This window comes from Pseudoalteromonas sp. Scap06 (assembly GCF_013394165.1).
Lineage (GTDB): Bacteria > Pseudomonadota > Gammaproteobacteria > Enterobacterales > Alteromonadaceae > Pseudoalteromonas.
Map to the genome: position 1 here is coordinate 2,469,833 of NZ_CP041330.1, position 17,873 is coordinate 2,487,705.

Genomic DNA, 17,873 nt, shown 5'->3' on the forward strand with positions numbered 1-17,873 from the left:
ATAAAGCTTTATACCTATACAAGAAAGGAAGGGTTACCCCTTCCTTAGTAGTTAAAGTATAGAGCTTATTGTTAAATTAACCTAATAAGCTAAGTGCTGCCTGCGGTAACTGGTTAGACTGAGCTAAGATTGTTGTACCAGCCTGTTGCATAATCTGGTTTTTCGTTAGCTTAGCTGTTTCTGCAGCGTAATCGGTATCTTGTATACGGCTTTTAGAAGCTGATACGTTTTCTGATACGTTTGAAAGGTTTGCTATGGTAAAGCCAAAGCGGTTTTGTACCGCACCTAAATCTGCACGCTGTGCATCAATCTGAGCAAGAGCAGCATCGATTGCTTTAATCGCATCTTGCGCACCAGCTGAAGTCGCACCTGAGATATCCACAGACTCAACTGAAGTTAACTCACTTGTACCACCTGTAGATGCAATATCAGCACCTGCAGCACCTTTACCAAACAGTTCATTTGCGCTCGTACCAGATATACCAATTTTATCTGCAGAGCTTAAGTTAAGCTCTGCTGAAACGCTGAGCGAACCTGCGGTGCTAGCAACAGCTTGACCACCGATAGTGAAAGCACTTGTATCGCCAGCGCCAGTAACATCAATACCATCGATATTTGTCGCTTTAAACGTAATTTCATCTTTAGCTTCATCAAAAACAGCATCATAACCATCAGCTTGCATCTCATTAGCAAGACGCGCCATATCACCACCAAAGTCACCTAGGTCATATGAATCAACTGCAGTGGCACCCTTTTTAATCTCAATTACTGATGAACTTCCAGCTTTGATAGCACCAATTGTAGTTTCAAGTTTAGCTTCGGCATTTACACCAGAACCAGATGAATTTATTGTATCAGCAATTGTTGCCGCACCTTGGTTAGCACCAACAGATACATCTGTGCCATTGATACTTAATGTATCTGCTGAAGTTACAATATTACCGGCTAGGTTAACCGTTTGAACATCCCCAAGCGCAGAAACTGTCGATGTTGCCGCACCTTTGATTTCATTCGCACCGATAGCATCAGCAGATACGTCACGAAGGCTTACGTTGATTGTTTCATTAGCGTTTGAACCCACTTGGAACTGCTTAGTACCAAATGAACCATCTAATAAGCTAGTACCACCGAATTTAGTAGTTTCTGCAATACGCGTTAATTCTTGTTGTAATGCGCCTACCTCTTTTTGAAGGGCCGCACGTGCATCAGCATCATTTGAACCATTCGCTGATTGTAGTGCTAAGTCACGCATACGTTGTAGAATATTTGATGACTCTGTCATCGCACCCTCAGCGGTTTGCGACATTGAGATACCGTCATTAGCGTTTCGCTGAGCAACACCTAAACCATTAATTTGTGAAGATAGACGGTTAGCAATTTGTAGACCAGCCGCATCATCTTTCGCGCTGTTAATTTTCATACCAGATGAAAGACGTTGCATTGATGTGCCTAACGCATCGCTAGATTTTGATAAGTTTCTTTGTGCATTTATTGATGCAACGTTAGTATTTACTGATAAAGCCATGTTATAACTCCTGATTACTTTCGTAATGTAACTAATTGATTTTAACCAAGAGCCATCACAATAAAAACCTGTTCAAGCTCCGTTCTAATTAAGTTAACGGCTGTTATAAAATTACCTTTAGCTTTTTTTTTAAAAAAACAGTAAAAACTTTTAGTTGATTGAAATACAAACAAAAAAGCCAAGTATAAATACTTGGCTTTTTTAATTTTAATTATTATTAACCACCTAACAAGCTTAATGCAGCCTGTGGTAACTGGTTTGCTTGCGACAAGATAGTAGTACCTGCCTGTTGCATGATTTGATTTTTAGTCAACGTTGCAGTTTCAAGCGCATAATCAGTGTCTTGAATACGGCTACGCGAAGCCGATACGTTTTCAGATACGTTAGCAAGGTTGGCAATAGTAAAACCAAAGCGGTTTTGCACCGCACCTAAGTCAGCTCGTTGAGCATCAATTTGCGCTAATGCTGCATCAATTGCTTTAATCGCGTCTTGCGCACCATCTGAAGTCGCGCCTGAAATATCAACACTCTCAATACTTGTTAATGAACTAGTACCGCCTGATGATTGTATTGCAGCAGCCCCTGTACCAAATAATTCATTCGCAGTGGTCCCTGAAATACCTATTTTATTCGCTGATGATAAATTTAGCTCTGCGGACACACTAAATGAGTTCGCTGTGCTGGTTACTGCAGTTCCACCTATAGTAAAGCCACTTTGATCAGTGCCTGTGATATCAATACCATCAACATCTGTGGCTTTAAAAGCAATCTCTTCAGTTGCAGGGTCGTAAATGGCATCATAACCTGCTTGTTGCATGTCATTTGTTAATCGCTCCATCTCACCACCATAATTGCCTAAGTCAAATGACTTCTCAACTAAGCCATTTTTCTTAATTTCAATCACACCTTTACTGTCCGATGTGATCCCAGCAAAAGTGGTATCAATTTTAGCCTCTGCAACCACACCGGCGCCTGACTTGTTGATAGTATCTGCAATAACAGCCGCACCAGAACCACCAGCAATAACAATATCTGTACCGTTAATATTAACCGTGTCCGCACTTGTACCATGATTTGTTGCTAAGTTAACAGTTTGTACATCGCCAAGCTTAGTATTTGCATCTGCGGCGTTGCCAGGTCCTTTAATTTCATGCGCACCAATTGAGTCTGCTGCTACATTACGTAAGCTTACATTAATGGTTTCATTCGCATTTGCACCTACTTGGAATTGTTTTGTACCAAATGTACCGTCAAGTAAGCTGGTTCCACCAAATTTGGTAGTGTCTGCAATTCGAGTAAGCTCTTGTTGCAGGGCTGCTACTTCTTTTTGCAGTGATGCACGGTCAACTGCACTGTTTGACCCATTGGCTGATTGCAGTGATAAGTCACGCATACGTTGTAAAATGTTTGCTGACTCTTGCATCGCACCTTCAGCAGTTTGCGCCATAGAAATACCATCATTGGCATTACGCTGAGCAACCGTTAGGCCATTAACCTGAGACGTTAGTCGGTTGGCAATTTGTAAACCTGCAGCATCGTCTTTTGCGCTATTAATACGCAAACCAGATGATAGTCTCTGCATTGAAGTTTCAAGTGCCATGCTAGATTTAGATAGATTGCGTTGCCCATTAAGTGATGCAACATTTGTATTTACGCTTAAAGCCATTTTACCATCTCCTAGTTTCAATCAGAATGTGGTTCAAAATATTTAAGCAAAAACCACACTTTCTATAACCAGTTGAATGCATTAGTTGTGCCAACTAATAAAAAATAGTTAAATAACTGTTTTTTAATAAATAAATAGCGTTTATTGATACTTAAAATCAGAAGTTAGCATTTTTTTGACAGGAGAAAAAAGGGGGGTGACAGTTTTTTGCCGCTTCGTTAAGGCAAGTTATTACCTACTTTTCTCGTATAGTAATAACCTGCCTTGGATGGTATTTATAAATAATCAAATAATGAAAGTTTAGCCAAGCGACCAAAAGTCGCTTGTGAAGCCTGTAAACCAGACTCATGTTTAGTGAGATCGCTGATGGCTTCAGCGGCATCAATCTCAATTAGGCTAGATCTGTTTTCTTGATTATTAATATCTAGAGCACTGTTTGAGTCGGTAACACGCTCAACTACATTCATACGCCCACCTAAACCAGCCTGAGTAAACACAATTTGCTCACTAGCATTTTTAAGCTGAATTAAACCATCAGATAATGCTTGGTTAATTTGCGTTTCATCAAGTTGTTCGTCATTTAGGCTAATGATCAAATCTTCTAGCGTATTAAGTACATTTTCTTTGCCTGGTTTTTCAAGAGTAAAATCAAGCTGTCCTGGTGCTGCCCCCTCAAGTTGAATTTCCATACCTGCAAATTCAATCGGTTCATCGGTTACTTCACCCGTAACGGGTGGTACAAGAGGATTACCATCACGTAATATTTCATATTGATCTGGCGCTGAAGGGGTCGCCCCAGGGATCACATTAACATTATAGGTATTGATCGTTGGAGAAATAAGCGGATCTGGATCTGAGTTATAATTATCTTTATGAAAACGGTCAAACTCGCCTTGGTTTTCAACATAAACAGTTCCAGCGGTAATGCCGCCTGTTGGCGTTCCATCGTTTGAAACTACATCGAGTCGCGCATCAACTCGTTCAAATACATTGAAGCCATTATCGCTTGATTTGATCTCAACGCCTTTTGCGATCGTCACTTCGTGTTGGCCTTGATCGCCTTGATATTCGTATTTGCCATTGGTGCTATTAAATGTATAAGTTTGAATATCGTCTTGATAGCCAGAGAAAAGGTATTTCCCTCCTTCAGATTGACTATTCATTAAATTAAGCAGTGATTTTTGCAATTCTTTTAGTTCACTGGCAACTGAAGCCAAATCACCTTTATCTAACGAACCATTGCCCGCTCGTATAGTTAACATTTGCGCTTCTAAAATAGTGTCGTTCATACCTTGCAATAAACTTTCTTCGGTTTCTAAACGCCCTTTTAGCTGATTAATATTCTTCGTCAGCTGCTCATTAGTTTCTATTTTATTGGTGTACAACATACCTTGCGAAATAGCAGCAGGGTTTTCAGAGGTACTCAAATATTTTTGACCTGTATTAACGCGCTCCTGCGCACCAGCTACATTTTGTTGATTCTCAAGTATTTTATTAATGTTATTTTGATACATTAAATTATTTGATAAACGCATAATTACCTCGCCGCACTCAATAAGGTGTCAAAAATAGCTCTCGCTGCAGTTAATACTTGTGCAGAAGCAGCATAGGATTGCTGGAAGCGCAGCAAATTAGCCGCCTCTTCATCTAAGTTTACGCCCGACAACGATTCGTACCAGGCTTCTGATTGTTGTGCTAAAGCATCAAATGCAGCACCATTGGTTTTTGCTTGACTGGTTACCACACCAACATCGGTGACTAATCCAGCATAGGCCTGATTCAATGTTTTATGATTATCAGCTGATGCGCTCGCTACTACATTTTGACGTACTAAATCGGTATTCTGTAAGTCAGCAAGTTTTTGGCCGTTGCGGTTATCATCAAAACCGCCTTCATTAAATTCTAAATTAAAGGTATCGCCCATTGCTGGTACGCCTTCAATATTAAAGTCAAAACCATAACCATCGTATGGTGCACCGGCTTGAGCGAGTATATTGTTAGCAGGCGGTGTAACTGTAAACGTAGTTGTGCCATTACCATCAGTAAGTTGATATTCGTTAGCATTGGCTGTTTTAACAATGCTAATAGGGCCATTTGCTAAACCCAAAGGATTACTAAAGCTGCCAGTGGTTACATCGGTAACATTACCCGGTGAAATAGTCCCTGTACCTGTATTATCAAGGCCGTCTGCTGTTCTAATTGGGGAGGCCAATGCAATGTCCTCACCTCGACCTGTTGTCAGCGATATATTGCCAGCCGCGCCACTGTTAAGTTTTACCTGAAATTGGTCACCGGCATTACCAGCTCCCGTTATATTAAGCTCTAAGCCAAACGCCTCTCCGCTAGTAATAGCAGCTGAGTCGATAATGCCACTGGGTGGAATAATTGCTAAAGAGGCTGCACCTAAAGGTTCACCTTTATTATCAATTGGCTGAATACTTACTTCGTTAGGATTACCCGTATAGGTGATCACAAAATCACTGGCTGGCAGTTCACTGCCTTTACCAGCCTCAACGGTTGCTGACATATTAGCTGTTCCGGTATTGGCTTGATAAACAAAAGCACTGACTGTTGGGATATCAAAAATATCCCCTCCGAGTTCACCGTTTGCATCCATACCTAAACGATTTTGCTGATTAAACGAATCAGCAAGCGCAATACCCATCTGGCCAATTTGATTTTGTGCCGGCACCAAAATATCGTCTCTAAATGCTAATAAACCGCCAATTTTACCTTTGAGTTTAGTAGGGTCTATATCGAGTGGCACAGCCTTACCGCCATTTACATCTAAGCGTAGCTCTTTAAAGTTAGCATCAGGATCGCCACTAATCGAAAACAAGTTAAATGACCCATTTTGCATAACAACGGCTTCGCCTGTGCCCATAAACACTTGTTTTTCACCATTAGGGCCATCAAGTGTTTCTATATCAATTAGCTCAGATAAATCACGTATTGCTTTATCACGCTCATTATAAGCAGAGCTCGCATCAGCTTCGTTTTTGGTACCATGAACACCCGCAATTTCTTGGTTCAACGAACTAATACTTTCGATTAACGTATTCGCCTCTTCTGAAAAAATCTCTAATTGCTCATTAACCACTGCTTTTTGCTCTGATACGATACCTGCAAGCCGATCCATTTGGTCAATCAGGTTTTGTGCATCACTCATCACCAATGAACGAGCAACCGTTGATGAAGGTTGATTAAGGGCTTCTTGCACGTTATTAAACATTGAGTTGATACTAGTTGATAAGCTGTTTGATTTTTCTGAAAAAATTTGATCAACCCGACTCGCTTCACTAACAAATTGATCAAAAAAACTTTTATTTGAAGTATCTCGATTTAATTGCTTTTGCGCAAACTCATTCAATAACCGGTACGTTTGGCCACGGCCTACCTGATTATCAATCATGGTGGTAAACTCGGTGCGCTCACGTACATACCCTTCGGTATTAACATTTGCGATGTTTTTACTTGTCGTTTGCAATAACTCAGAGTTTGCTCTTATTCCTGAATTAGCAATGTTTAATAAATTAAACGACATGTTACTCTACTCCCTGGCGGATCACGCTTGTGGCGATATTCTTCAATTCGTTACTGTTCAGCACTCTTTTTATTTTGTCTGCATAATTAGGGTCGGTTGCATAACCAGCTTGCTGTAAAGAGTCTAAAAATTTATGCGGCTTTGCCGTATTGTTTAATGCATCTTGATAGCGCGGGTTCTGTGTTAAAAAATCCACAAAATCATTCACGCTATCTTTTATCGAGTCATACGCTCTAAAGCTTGCTTGCTTTTTAACTGCAGCACCTTGTTCAAATTCTAAAGTGACCTTACTGGCCTTTTCACCCTGCCAACTTTTATCTGACTTAATATTGAATAAATTGTTTGAGCTATTACCATCACCTTTACTAATAATATGTTTACCCCAGCCAGTTTCTAATGCCGCTTGTGCGACCATAACCGCCGGATTTAAACCAATTTTTTTAGCCGCTGTTTTTGCGTGTTCCCACACTGTGCTCACAAATTCCTCAGCACTTTCAAATGTGCCAGACGCTATGTTTTGTTCGCTTTTTTCAGTTGAATCAACGAGCGGCACTTTTTCAGTGACCTTTTGATTTTCTTGATGAGGTAAGGTGCTACCCGCACGTTGGTCACTAAAGAAATCTGACGTTGTGCGAAGAACAGAGCCTGGCATAAAGTTTTTTCCATCTGGCGATAATTGCTGCACAATTAAATCTGCAAGACCCAAAGAGCCATTTGATGAAAGCTCTGTGGCCATTTGTTGGTCGTGCATTTCTTCAAAAAACTTAACGCCACTAGCATTAAACGGGCTTTCTTTATCTTCGAAAGCCTCATTGGCTTTACGCATACTTTTAAGCAGCATTTGGGTGAATATAGCTTCAAATTGTGCCGCCGCTTTTTTTAACGCCGCTTTAGATGCATCGGTTGATGCGTCACCGCTGTTTAAAGCATCTCGACGCAAAGAGTCTAAGTTGCCTAAATCAAAAAAGTTTTGCTTATCTAGATGATTTGTTTCCATCAGCTTTTTGACACAATAATTAATAATATCTAGATAATGCAATAATTGAGCCAGCGAGATTTTCAAAGGTGGGAGTAAGCAGGAAAAAAAAGTAAAAAACACCGCAATAAAATATTAAACGGTGTTTTTTAAAGGTTAAATTACAACAAGCTGACCGTTAATTGCACCAGCTTCTTTAAGTGCTTCAAGAATCGCCATTAAATCGCCAGGGGCAGCGCCAACTTCATTAATTGCACGTACTAAGTCATCAAGACTTACACCAGGGTCAAATACAAAAGCGCGTGAGTCATCCTGATCAACATCAATAATACTTTGCTGAGTAACCACGGTTTCACCCTCTGCTAAAGGATTTGGCTGCGCTACATTTTGTTGTTCCGCAATCGTTACTGTTAAACCACCGTGGGTAATTGCCGCAGGTTGTAATTTTACATTTTTACCTATAACAATGGTGCCGGTACGTGAGTTAACAATTATTTTTGCCGAAGTATCCGCTGGTTTAAATTCTAAGTTTTCAAGAGTTGATAAGTACGATACGCGCTGCGAGGCATCACGAGGTGCAATAACGCGAATAGAAGCTGCATCGAGTGCTTGAGCGCTATTTGGACCAATTAAATCATTAATGGTTTTCTCTAAACGTTTAGCAGTAGTAAAATCAGGACGGTTTAAATTAAAGGTAATATAGTCGTTTTGCATAAATGGGCTTTTAACAGCACGTTCAACGGTTGCACCATTTGGTACACGTCCTACCGTTGGCGTATTAATCACAACGCGACTACCATCAAGGCCTTCAGCGCCTAAGCCACCTACAATTAAACTGCCTTGAGCGATGGCGTAAACATTACCATCAACCCCTTTTAAGAATGTTTGTAGTAATGTGCCACCGCGCAAGCTGCCTGCGCTGCCAATCGATGATACAGTTATATCTATGGTTTGCCCTGGCTTTCTAAATGGGGGGAGTTCAGCATGAACAGCAACCGCTGCAACATTTTTAATTTTTGGCTTTAAACTAGAAGGTAACGTAATACCAAAACTATTAAGCATGCCTTTAAAGCTTTGCTCGGTAAAACGGCTTTGCTCACCGGTGCCTGGTAAACCAACAACTAAGCCATAGCCCACTAATTGGTTTGAGCGCACCCCTTCGACCATAGACACATCTTTAATTCGCTCAGCACTGGCAGTAAATTGCCAGCCTAGTAGCACCATAAAACAAAAAACTTTAAAACCATTCATGTCGAATGTCCTCTAAAAGGGAAACAATGAGCTACTAAAGAAACGCGTTAACCAACCTGGGCTTTGTGCCTCTTGTGTTTGGCCCTTACCTGAGTACTGAATACGCGCATTCGCAATTCGATTAGACTCAACGGTATTATCGGCATTGACATCTTGTGGACGCACTAACCCTTCTAAGCGAATAAATTCTTCACCGGTGTTTAACGTTAGCCATTTTTCACCGCGAATCACTAAATTACCATTTGGTAGTACTCGCATTACGTTAACCGAAATATCGCCAACTAAGCTATTTGATTGATTTGATTTTGAGTCACCTTTAAATGAGGAGTCACTGCCAATACCAAATTGAATGCTATCGCCGCCAATATTTACCGGTAAACCACCTAAGCCAATCACAGGGTCGAGGCTGGCATCGGTTTCTTTATCCGTTTCTGTTTTAGCTGCTTTAGTCGCTTGGGTTGACTCTTGTAATTTAACAGTAATGATATCGCCTGTTCGCAGTGCTTTTTTATCGGCATAAAGATCATTCGATAATTGAGTACTGAACAAAGAGCCGGTTGCGACTACTGGCTCCATATTAGGCTCTGGATACATAGGTGCATAATAGGGATCGTCTTGTACTACCTCATTATTTTGTGTAGCTACACAACCACTTAATAGTAAAGTCCCTACTGTAAATAACATAATATTACGCATACAATCCCCCAAAACTATAACTGTTGATTGATATAACTCATCATTTCATCAACGGCTGAGATCACTTTTGAGTTCATCTCATAAACGCGCTGCGTTTCAATCAAATTAACTAACTCTTCGGTCACATTTACATTTGATGTTTCAAGTGAACCTTGAATAATCGTACCTAAACCTTCAACCCCCGGATTACCTTGAACAGGCGCACCACTTACAGCGGTTTCGGTATATAAGTTTTGCCCTATAGGCTCAAGGCCAGACGGATTAATAAAATCACTAATCGTGATCTGACCAATAACCACGTTTTCGGCCTGACCTTTTACGCGAACTGACACTTCACCATCTTGAGATACGGTGATCGACTGTGCATCGTCAGGTACATTCATTTCAGGCTGAACAACATAACCAGCACCCGAGGTCACAACACGCCCGTCGCCGTCAGTAGTAAATTGGCCGTTTCGCGAATATGCAATATTGCCATCTGGTTGCAGTACTTCAAAAAACCCAGGACCAGAAATCATCCAATCCAATGAATTTTCAGTAGTGAGCATATTACCTTGCGAAAAGTTTTTTTGGTTAGCTACTACTTTAGTACCCGCACCGAGCATTAAGCCTGACGGCATTTCGGTATCTTGCGATGATCGACCGCCTGGTTGATTAATATTTTGGTAAAGCAAGTCTTCAAAAATAGCGCGGCTTTTTTTGTAACCTACTGTACTGGCGTTCGCTAAGTTATTTGATATAACCGATATATCAGTTTGTTGAGCGTCAAGCCCTGTTTTACTTATCCATAATGCTGGATTCATAATAATACCCTCACGTTAAAGTTAAACGATGCGCATCAGCTGCTCTTGACGTTCGTCAATCTCTTCAGCTGTTTTCATCAGTTTTACTTGTAATTCAAATTGGCGTTGGTGACTGATCATATCGACCATTTCATGCACAGGATTTACATTCGATTTTTCTAATGTGCCACCTAATACTTGTACATTGGCTGATGTTTCAACTATTTCGCCTGGTTTAGCTCTAAATAAACCATCGTTACCCTTCTCAAGCGTGGCGTTGTTTGCATCAACCACTTTTAGGCGATCAACTTCTTCTAAAAAGTTAGCCGGTGCACCTTGAGGGCGAACTTGAATAGTGCCATCTTTGCTAAATTCAATTTTTTCAATCGGTACAGGTAATATGACTGGCCCACCTTCGCCAATAACTTGACGACCGTCGCTGGTAGTTAGCATACCTTCAGCCGTTATATTTAACGAACCCACTTTTGTATAAGCTTCATTACCAGAGGCGTCCTGAACACTCAACCAGGCGTTATCGCTCATAGCAATATCAAGGCTGCGACCTGTTTCGACAACACCGCCCGATGTCATGTTTGATCCTGGACGCTCTTGCATAGCAAAAACACGAGTCGGCAAACCTTCACCGAAAGCCTGCATTGAGCGCGCTTGCGCAAAATCAGATTTAAACCCAGTGGTGTTTGCATTTGCCAAATTATTGGCTTTAAGAGCAAGCCCTTGCATGCTTTGTTTAGCGCCAGATGCGGCTATGTAGACCATTTTATCCATAACATCGACTCATTAAGAAATCTATATATGAGTAAATGCAATATAAGTGCCAAATTAAATTAAAGCATGAATAAGATTTTAAGAGAGGAATAAAAAAGGCTGCATTAAGCAGCCTTTATAAGTCAAAATATGATTATCGGATCTGTAAGATATTTTGTTGCAGTGTTGAATTCACTTCAAGCGCACGAGAGTTTGCTTGGAAGTTACGCTGCGCACTAATCAAATCAACCAGCTCTGTGGTTAAGTTTGTATTTGATTGCTCGAGGGCTGAAGAATTAATTTTGCCTAAAGTCCCTGTTCCCGGCTCACCCGCAATCGGCTCACCTGAGGTTAAACTTTTTTTCCATGAAGTATCACCCACCTGTTGTAAACCTTGTGAGTTTGCAAACCTAACCATGGCTACTTGACCTAAATAAGTTGAGTCACCATTACTGTACGATGCAACTACTTTTCCATCAGTACCAATATCAATACCCGCTAAGCGACCTACTGTCGCACCATCTTGCTCTAGTGCTTTTACTTCAAAGCGACTCGCAAACTGGCTTGGAACTTTATTTGATGTATTCGCTTCGTCGCGCCAGTTAATAGCTATATCACTAAACTGAGCACCATTACTTAATAGGCCACTTAAATTAGCCCCGGTTAAATTAACATCAGTAAAGGTTGGACCGACATTTGGAACGCCATTGGTAGTTGCAGGCAAACCACTTGCATCAAACCCAAAGGTACTTAGAGGGCTTGGTGTTGCCGTTGCAGCACCAGTAGCATCAAACGGTTGTTTATCTAGCGTGCCATGTACCTGCCATTCATTAGGCGCTGTTTTTACAAAAAAGAATTGTAAAACATGTGGCTCACCTAAAGAGTCATAAGTTGTAGTCGATGTAGATGCAGTATATGTGCTGCTGTCTGTTGCATCAAACGGTACTGCCACAACATCTTTACGTGAGTCAAGGTTGAAAGAAGTATATACGTTACTTGTAGAGCGTGGTGAACCAGAAGAGTCTGGTATTTGTAATGCAGATGAAGTACTAAGACTTACTGAGGTTGTATCTCCGGTAACCTCATCAACAGGGAAGCTCTGTAAAAAATTACCTTTGGCATCAACAACGAAATTGTCTTTATTAAGCTTAAATGCTCCAGCACGTGTAAAAGTTTGGTCTTGTGAATCCAGACTTTGAGTAGTTGCAAAGTAACCTTCACCCGTGATCGCTAAATCCAGTGAGTTATTAGTAAACTGCAGCGACCCTTGATGAAACTGCTGGGCAACCATGGTCGTTTGCACACCATCACCATTTTTTGTTTTACCGGCGCTAAATACTGATGATGCGTATACATCAGCAAACTCGGCGCGAGACTCTTTAAAACCAGTGGTGTTTACGTTGGCAATGTTATTGGCGGTAACATCCAAATCTTTTTGTGCGGCAGCAAGGCCTGTTAATGCAATATTAAAGCTCATAATTAACCTCTAACCTAAAAATATTTAGCCTGATGGCTAAAAAAATACATAAAATCTATTACGCGATTTCTGCGACATCAGTCAGCCTAACCGCACCTTCTTTAGTATTAATAATAATGCCGCTTGAGCCGTTAATATTAACACTTTCAATATTTTTGAATGTAGCTAATGGGAGGCTTGAAAATTCCCCATTTGTACTACCCTCTGCTTTGATGTTGTATTCACCAGGTGGTAGCCGTTCACCCGCTTCATTTTTACCATCCCATGCAAAACGGATGGCTCCTGCAGGCTGAGTGCCTAAATCTATAGTTTTAACCAACTGCCCGGATGCATCTTCAATGCGGATCATTAAACTATCGACTGGCTTTTCAGCTACAACAGAACCTCTTGATTCACCCGACTCATTAAGCTCCAGTGTATCCGACTCCAACAAAGCTTGTTTGCCAACCAGTGTTGATGCTTGCAATGCCGAATTTGATGTCATCGACGCAGCTAAGGAATCAAAGTTAGAGTTCAAATTTGATATTCCTTCAGCCATGGTAAAGTTTGTCATTTGTGCAATCATCTGATCGTTATCAGCAGGTTTGCTGGGATCTTGATATGACAACTGCTGTGTTAACAACGAAAAAAAATCTTCTTGGGTTAACGCATCACTGTCTTCTTTTTGTGGCACTTGCTTATCTTGCCAACGTAAAGAGTCCATGTAGGATGAAGAAGTACTAATATCGTTACTCATGAGCTACCCTCAGTTACCGCTGACCTAACAGCAGTGTTTTACTTAACATTTGCTTAGCTGCATCAGCAACTTGAACATTTGTCTGATAAGAGCGAGATGCAGAAATCATATTTGCCATCTCCTCAACAACATTCACGTTGGGTTTATAAATGTAACCATTTTCATCCGCACTCGGGTGGTTTGGGTTATATTCAATTTGTAGTGGTTTATCACTCTCAACCACTCCTAACACTTTCACACCAACGGCAGAGCCCTGTGGGTTGCTTGCTGACGCTGACGCTTTTGTTAGCTCCGCAGCAAATACAGGTTGTCGCGCTCGGTACGTTTCATTTTGTGAAGAGCTAATTGTATTGGCATTAGAGATATTACTTGCGGTGGTATTTAATCGCACGTTTTGCGCGCTCATACCCGAACCTGCAATATCAAACACATTATATAAACTCATAATTAGGCTCCTTGACTACCGAGGGCTTTTTTCAGGCCTTTAAATTTACCATTAAGAAACTGGACACTGGCCTGATACTCCATAGCATTCTGTGTATACAAGTTCCGTTCCACTTGTATATCAACAGAGTTACCATCACCTGTATCTGTTTGATTTGGCGTACGAAATAATTCATCTCCACCTACAAAACGGGTACCACCGGCAATGTGTTTTTCGTTGGTTCTTACCATCGTATTGCCGCTTAGTTGGTTAGACTTTGCCGTTTTTAATGCTGAGGCAAAGTCGATATCTTTTGCTTTATAGCCGGGCGTATCAGCATTTGCGATATTAGTGGCGAGCATTTCTGCTCTTTGCGAACGGATCAACATCGCATGCGGATGCACGCCTAATGCTTTATCAAAACTGATAGCCATAACTATCTCCAAAAAATTGACTTAGTATCAGTAAAGCAATAAGTAAGCCAGCAATGAAAGTAGTGATGATAAAAACAAAAAACGGCGCTACAGCGCCGTTTTTAGGAGGGGGTATATCTTAATATTCGTTATTTCTTTTGGTAAATAATGCCGGGGTTACAACGTACCATATCAAATTCGGTACTCAAACCAGACATAGATTCCGACGCACCTAAAAATAAATACCCCTTAGGGTTAAGTGCTTGAGAAAATTGTGCAATTATTTTGGCTTTCACCTCAGGTGAAAAATATATTAAAACATTACGGCAAAATATAATATCGAACTTACCCATCAAGGCGTACGAGTCGAGCAAATTTAAATGCCTAAAGCTCACTTGCTTTTTCAAAGAGTCAACCACTTGTGCCATACCATTGCCGCTATCTTTAAAAAATTTCTTACGACGATCAGCAGATAGCCCGCGAGCCAGTGCCAATGCATCATATTCAGCGTTTTTACACATATCTAGCATGGTATTTGATATATCAGTACCCACTATTTGTGCACCCATTTTTAAAACACCAGGGCTACTTGATTGAAACTCAGCCACTGACATAGCAATTGAATAAGGTTCTTGCCCTGAAGAGCTCGCAGCAGACCATATTTTTAATGGTCTATTTAGCGCTTTAAATTCAGGGAATAATCTGGTTTTGAGCAACTCAAATGGGTATTGATCTCTAAACCACAATGTTTCGTTGGTTGTCATGGCATCAACAACAGCAGCGCGCAATTGACGCTCATGTACGCCAAGTGTTTTGCTAACCAGTTCAGATAACGATTCAACATTAAACCGAGACATTAATGGTGCCAAGCGGCTTTTAACCAAATACTGCTTATTTTCACCTAAAACAATACCGCACTGTTGTTCTAAAAATAAGCGAAATTGATCGTATTCTGTTTGCTGCAAATCTTTATTAGTCAAATCAATAACACCTATGTTTATTAATCACAATGAACCCACTTATTAACGGCTGTAGCAAGCTCGTCTGGATTAAATTTCGCTATAAAATCGTCAGCCCCTACTTTTTCAATCATTGCTTGATTGAAAACACCACTTAATGAAGTATGTAAAATCACATGCAGTGGTGCAAGTTTGGGATCTGCTTTAATTTCTGCAGTGAGCGTATAACCATCCATTTCGGGCATTTCTACATCTGAAATAAGTAACCCTACTCGCTCTGTAATATCGTTAACACAATCAAGCTCTGCAATTTCTTTTAGTCTTATTAAAGCTTCTTTACCATTTTTAGCAAGTTCAGTAGTTACGCCTAAAGGCTCTAACGCTCGTTTAACCTGATTTCGTGCCACGGCCGAATCATCGGCTATAAATACTATACGCTCACCCAAATCTTTTTGCATACTACCTTGAGCCTGAGCCGCAACATCTGCGCTAACCTCTGTATTTACTGGACAAATCTCGTTTAAAATTTGCTCAACATCGAGAATCTCAACTAACTCATTTTCAATTTCAGTCACGGCTGTTAAATAAGAATAACGCCCCGCACCTGATGGCGGAGGCAGTATTTTTTCCCAGTTCATGTTAACAATCCGCTCAACGCCACCAACTAAGAATCCTTGAACTGAACGGTTATATTCAGCAATGATAATAAAACCTTCTTCTATATTTTTTATAGGACGGCCACCTACAGCCATAGATAAGTCAATCACCGAAATAGTTTGGCCACGGATATGTGCAACACCTCGAATATAAGCATTAGCCTTTGGCATACTAGTAAGAGGCGGGCATTGTAATACCTCTCTTACTTTAAACACATTTATGCCGAAGCGCTGACGCCCGTTAAGCTTAAATAACAATAATTCTAAGCGGTTTTGCCCAACCAACTGAGTACGTTGGTTTACTGAGTCTAAAATACCGGCCATTTAAATCTCCTAAGAAAACAAATATAAGGAACGATAATTGCTTTCAATTAATAAAGCGTCATAACACAACGGGGGCGTCTAAATTCTGACGCAAAATATTTATACCCTGTTTGCAACCATAAGCATAGTCGAAACATTATGAGTTTGTTAAAAAAAATCAGAAGATACAGTGTTTTTTATTTTCTTGCTAGCCTCTGCTTCACTTTGCCACTAAAGGCTCAAGTATTTAGTAAAGAATCACTTCAAGAAATGGCTGTATCTTATGTTGCACAAAAAGCAGTGACTACAAATGATAACAAAATACAGTTTAGCGCATTACCGTTAGATAGCCGCATACCTGATCGCTATTGTAACTCTGAGCCAGAGCTAGTAACGCCAAGTGAGCCCCCTTTTAATCGTCAAGTCACCATTCAAATAAAATGTAACGATAGTGATAACTGGGCACAGTACGTTCATGTCAGAATTACTGAATCAGCACCCGTTGTAGTCGCAACGACTAATTTAGCACGAGGTGAAGTGATTACTCCATCCCATTTAAGTATTGATATGCGCCCTGCGCACTTTATACGCGTTCAGTATCTTGATGATCCTGCACAACTTATTGGTAGCCGCAGTAAACGTAATATTCGTGAAGGTATGCCAGTACTACTCAATCAAATTTGTATGGTTTGCAAAGGCGACTCTGTCAACATTTTTGCCAATATTAAAGGGTTAAGAGTAAAAACAACGGGTGTTGCATTAGAGGATGGAACCTTAGGTGAACAAGTACGAGTAGAAAACAAAAAAACAGGTAAAGTTTTAAATGCACGGGTAGATGGTGTAGAGTCTGTGCAGGTAAATATTTAATGTAATTTATGCTAAAGTATCTTTAGTAAATGCCGATATATAGGCATCAGTTGGGTAATAAATGGGTTTTTATCATGGTCGGTCAAGTTAACAAATCAAATCAACAGCCTGGTGTTTTAACAAACACTCAACAGCAAAAAGTTGATTTAAAAAGAGATAATGCAAATACGCAGGCTGCGCAAACGCCTTCGCCTAAAGCGGCAAGCGATTCGGTGAGCCTAACACCGCAAGCTAAGCAATTAAAATCTTTACAAGAAAAAGCAGAGCAGTCTTCTGGTTTTGACAGTAACAAAGTTGCTGAACTTAAAAAAGCCATTACCGAAGGCAAGTATCAAATAGACAGTGAGAAACTTGCCAAAAATTTAGCAGACTTCGAGTTTAATGTTTATGGCTGATCACAATAGTTTAATTACGATTAAACTAAACGAACAAATAAATTGTTTAACAACCTTGAGTGAGCTTCTTACTCAAGAGCTTAATGCTATTGCCTCACGTAGAGGCGAAGGTTTGAAAGAAATTGCCCAACAGAAAATGTCTTTTTTAACCAGCATAAGCACCCTAGATAAAGAACTCAGTAACCTGATTGCCAGTAATGATCAGCAAACAGATGAAAACAATGACTTAATAAAGCTGACCAGAACTAAGCTTGAGCAATGTCAAAAACAAAATGAAGTTAATGCTCATGCAGCTCATCAGGCACAGTTAAGTGTAAAGCAGCTAAAAAGTATTTTAATTGGTGCACCTTCATCAATGACCTACGACCAAGCTGGTAGCGTCGTAAATACCGATAACAGCATTGTGCGTAACCTAAAAGCCTAAAAAAATACCCATAA

Annotated in this window: 18 protein-coding genes; 3 read left to right on the plus strand and 15 right to left on the minus strand. The window is 40.4% G+C overall.

Annotated elements, in window-relative coordinates:
* Positions 1-76 precede the first annotated feature (76 nt).
* The 15 genes from FLM47_RS11495 to FLM47_RS11565 all read right to left on the minus strand — a co-directional run bounded on the left by FLM47_RS11495 (position 77) and on the right by FLM47_RS11565 (position 16,194).
* Entirely contained in the window at positions 77-1,525 is a 1,449-nt protein-coding gene (locus FLM47_RS11495; protein ID WP_138605277.1) for a flagellin, read from the minus strand.
* A 217-nt stretch (positions 1,526-1,742) separates the two neighbouring features.
* Positions 1,743-3,191 carry a flagellin gene (locus FLM47_RS11500; protein WP_138605276.1) on the minus strand — a complete coding sequence of 483 codons (1,449 nt, stop codon included), beginning with the start codon at positions 3,189-3,191 and terminating at the stop codon, positions 1,743-1,745.
* A gap of 275 nt (positions 3,192-3,466) precedes the next feature.
* Positions 3,467-4,726, minus strand: coding sequence for a flagellar hook-associated protein FlgL (flgL, locus tag FLM47_RS11505; RefSeq protein ID WP_138605275.1), 1,260 nt, complete (start codon positions 4,724-4,726; stop codon positions 3,467-3,469).
* Between the two features lie 2 nt (positions 4,727-4,728).
* Positions 4,729-6,735, minus strand: coding sequence for a flagellar hook-associated protein FlgK (gene flgK / locus FLM47_RS11510; protein WP_178956425.1), 2,007 nt, complete (start codon positions 6,733-6,735; stop codon positions 4,729-4,731).
* 1 nt (position 6,736) lies between these two features.
* Positions 6,737-7,732, minus strand: coding sequence for a flagellar assembly peptidoglycan hydrolase FlgJ (gene flgJ, locus FLM47_RS11515; protein WP_178956426.1), 996 nt, complete (start codon positions 7,730-7,732; stop codon positions 6,737-6,739).
* Between the two features lie 135 nt (positions 7,733-7,867).
* A complete protein-coding gene (locus FLM47_RS11520; protein WP_178956427.1) occupies positions 7,868-8,962 on the minus strand; it encodes a flagellar basal body P-ring protein FlgI in 1,095 nt (364 codons plus the stop codon).
* A gap of 12 nt (positions 8,963-8,974) precedes the next feature.
* Positions 8,975-9,658 (minus strand): flagellar basal body L-ring protein FlgH, encoded by a 684-nt coding sequence (flgH, locus tag FLM47_RS11525; protein WP_010387881.1) that lies wholly within the window; start codon positions 9,656-9,658, stop codon positions 8,975-8,977.
* Between the two features lie 14 nt (positions 9,659-9,672).
* Positions 9,673-10,461, minus strand: coding sequence for a flagellar basal-body rod protein FlgG (gene flgG / locus FLM47_RS11530; RefSeq protein WP_010387879.1), 789 nt, complete (start codon positions 10,459-10,461; stop codon positions 9,673-9,675).
* A gap of 21 nt (positions 10,462-10,482) precedes the next feature.
* The gene (locus FLM47_RS11535; RefSeq protein WP_131691416.1) at positions 10,483-11,226 is read right to left on the minus strand and encodes a flagellar basal body rod protein FlgF; all 744 of its coding nucleotides are present in this window, start codon (positions 11,224-11,226) and stop codon (positions 10,483-10,485) included.
* A gap of 133 nt (positions 11,227-11,359) precedes the next feature.
* Complete coding sequence (gene flgE / locus FLM47_RS11540) at positions 11,360-12,682, minus strand: flagellar hook protein FlgE (protein WP_178956428.1); 1,323 nt, start codon at positions 12,680-12,682, stop codon at positions 11,360-11,362.
* 58 nt (positions 12,683-12,740) lie between these two features.
* On the minus strand, positions 12,741-13,418 hold the full coding sequence (locus tag FLM47_RS11545; protein ID WP_178956429.1) for a flagellar hook assembly protein FlgD: 678 nt from the start codon (positions 13,416-13,418) through the stop codon (positions 12,741-12,743).
* 13 nt (positions 13,419-13,431) lie between these two features.
* Complete coding sequence (gene flgC, locus FLM47_RS11550; protein ID WP_008113068.1) at positions 13,432-13,863, minus strand: flagellar basal body rod protein FlgC; 432 nt, start codon at positions 13,861-13,863, stop codon at positions 13,432-13,434.
* A 2-nt stretch (positions 13,864-13,865) separates the two neighbouring features.
* Positions 13,866-14,276: a flagellar basal body rod protein FlgB gene (flgB, locus tag FLM47_RS11555; RefSeq protein ID WP_138605269.1), complete on the minus strand. Its 411-nt coding sequence runs from the start codon at positions 14,274-14,276 to the stop codon at positions 13,866-13,868.
* Positions 14,277-14,404: 128 nt separating this feature from the next.
* A complete protein-coding gene (locus FLM47_RS11560) occupies positions 14,405-15,235 on the minus strand; it encodes a protein-glutamate O-methyltransferase CheR (protein WP_138605268.1) in 831 nt (276 codons plus the stop codon).
* 20 nt (positions 15,236-15,255) lie between these two features.
* Entirely contained in the window at positions 15,256-16,194 is a 939-nt protein-coding gene (locus tag FLM47_RS11565; protein WP_138605267.1) for a chemotaxis protein CheV, read from the minus strand.
* Between the two features lie 138 nt (positions 16,195-16,332).
* Between FLM47_RS11565 and flgA the strand changes: the two genes are divergently transcribed.
* The 3 genes from flgA (at position 16,333) to flgN (ending at position 17,859) form a co-directional block, all read left to right on the plus strand.
* Entirely contained in the window at positions 16,333-17,040 is a 708-nt protein-coding gene (flgA, locus tag FLM47_RS11570) for a flagellar basal body P-ring formation chaperone FlgA (RefSeq protein WP_178956430.1), read from the plus strand.
* A gap of 74 nt (positions 17,041-17,114) precedes the next feature.
* Positions 17,115-17,435, plus strand: coding sequence for a flagellar biosynthesis anti-sigma factor FlgM (gene flgM, locus FLM47_RS11575; RefSeq protein WP_010387860.1), 321 nt, complete (start codon positions 17,115-17,117; stop codon positions 17,433-17,435).
* Positions 17,428-17,859: a flagellar export chaperone FlgN gene (flgN, locus tag FLM47_RS11580; protein ID WP_178956431.1), complete on the plus strand. Its 432-nt coding sequence runs from the start codon at positions 17,428-17,430 to the stop codon at positions 17,857-17,859. The genes flgM and flgN overlap by 8 nt, the downstream gene beginning before the upstream one ends.
* Positions 17,860-17,873 lie beyond the last annotated feature (14 nt).

Bases quoted from the DNA above. Each gene is read 5' to 3' on its own strand.
- flgE (WP_178956428.1), bottom strand. From the start codon at position 12,682: ATGAGCTTTAATATTGCATTAACAGGCCTTGCTGCCGCACAAAAAGAT.
- flgG (WP_010387879.1), bottom strand. From the start codon at position 10,461: ATGAATCCAGCATTATGGATAAGTAAAACAGGGCTTGACGCTCAACAA.
- flgN (WP_178956431.1), top strand. From the start codon at position 17,428: ATGGCTGATCACAATAGTTTAATTACGATTAAACTAAACGAACAAATA.
- flgH (WP_010387881.1), bottom strand. From the start codon at position 9,658: ATGCGTAATATTATGTTATTTACAGTAGGGACTTTACTATTAAGTGGT.
- FLM47_RS11495 (WP_138605277.1), bottom strand. From the start codon at position 1,525: ATGGCTTTATCAGTAAATACTAACGTTGCATCAATAAATGCACAAAGA.
- flgJ (WP_178956426.1), bottom strand. From the start codon at position 7,732: ATGGAAACAAATCATCTAGATAAGCAAAACTTTTTTGATTTAGGCAAC.
- flgL (WP_138605275.1), bottom strand. From the start codon at position 4,726: ATGCGTTTATCAAATAATTTAATGTATCAAAATAACATTAATAAAATA.
- FLM47_RS11535 (WP_131691416.1), bottom strand. From the start codon at position 11,226: ATGGATAAAATGGTCTACATAGCCGCATCTGGCGCTAAACAAAGCATG.
- FLM47_RS11500 (WP_138605276.1), bottom strand. From the start codon at position 3,191: ATGGCTTTAAGCGTAAATACAAATGTTGCATCACTTAATGGGCAACGC.
- FLM47_RS11520 (WP_178956427.1), bottom strand. From the start codon at position 8,962: ATGAATGGTTTTAAAGTTTTTTGTTTTATGGTGCTACTAGGCTGGCAA.
- flgM (WP_010387860.1), top strand. From the start codon at position 17,115: ATGGTCGGTCAAGTTAACAAATCAAATCAACAGCCTGGTGTTTTAACA.
- flgB (WP_138605269.1), bottom strand. From the start codon at position 14,276: ATGGCTATCAGTTTTGATAAAGCATTAGGCGTGCATCCGCATGCGATG.
- flgA (WP_178956430.1), top strand. From the start codon at position 16,333: ATGAGTTTGTTAAAAAAAATCAGAAGATACAGTGTTTTTTATTTTCTT.
- FLM47_RS11565 (WP_138605267.1), bottom strand. From the start codon at position 16,194: ATGGCCGGTATTTTAGACTCAGTAAACCAACGTACTCAGTTGGTTGGG.
- flgC (WP_008113068.1), bottom strand. From the start codon at position 13,863: ATGAGTTTATATAATGTGTTTGATATTGCAGGTTCGGGTATGAGCGCG.
- FLM47_RS11545 (WP_178956429.1), bottom strand. From the start codon at position 13,418: ATGAGTAACGATATTAGTACTTCTTCATCCTACATGGACTCTTTACGT.
- flgK (WP_178956425.1), bottom strand. From the start codon at position 6,735: ATGTCGTTTAATTTATTAAACATTGCTAATTCAGGAATAAGAGCAAAC.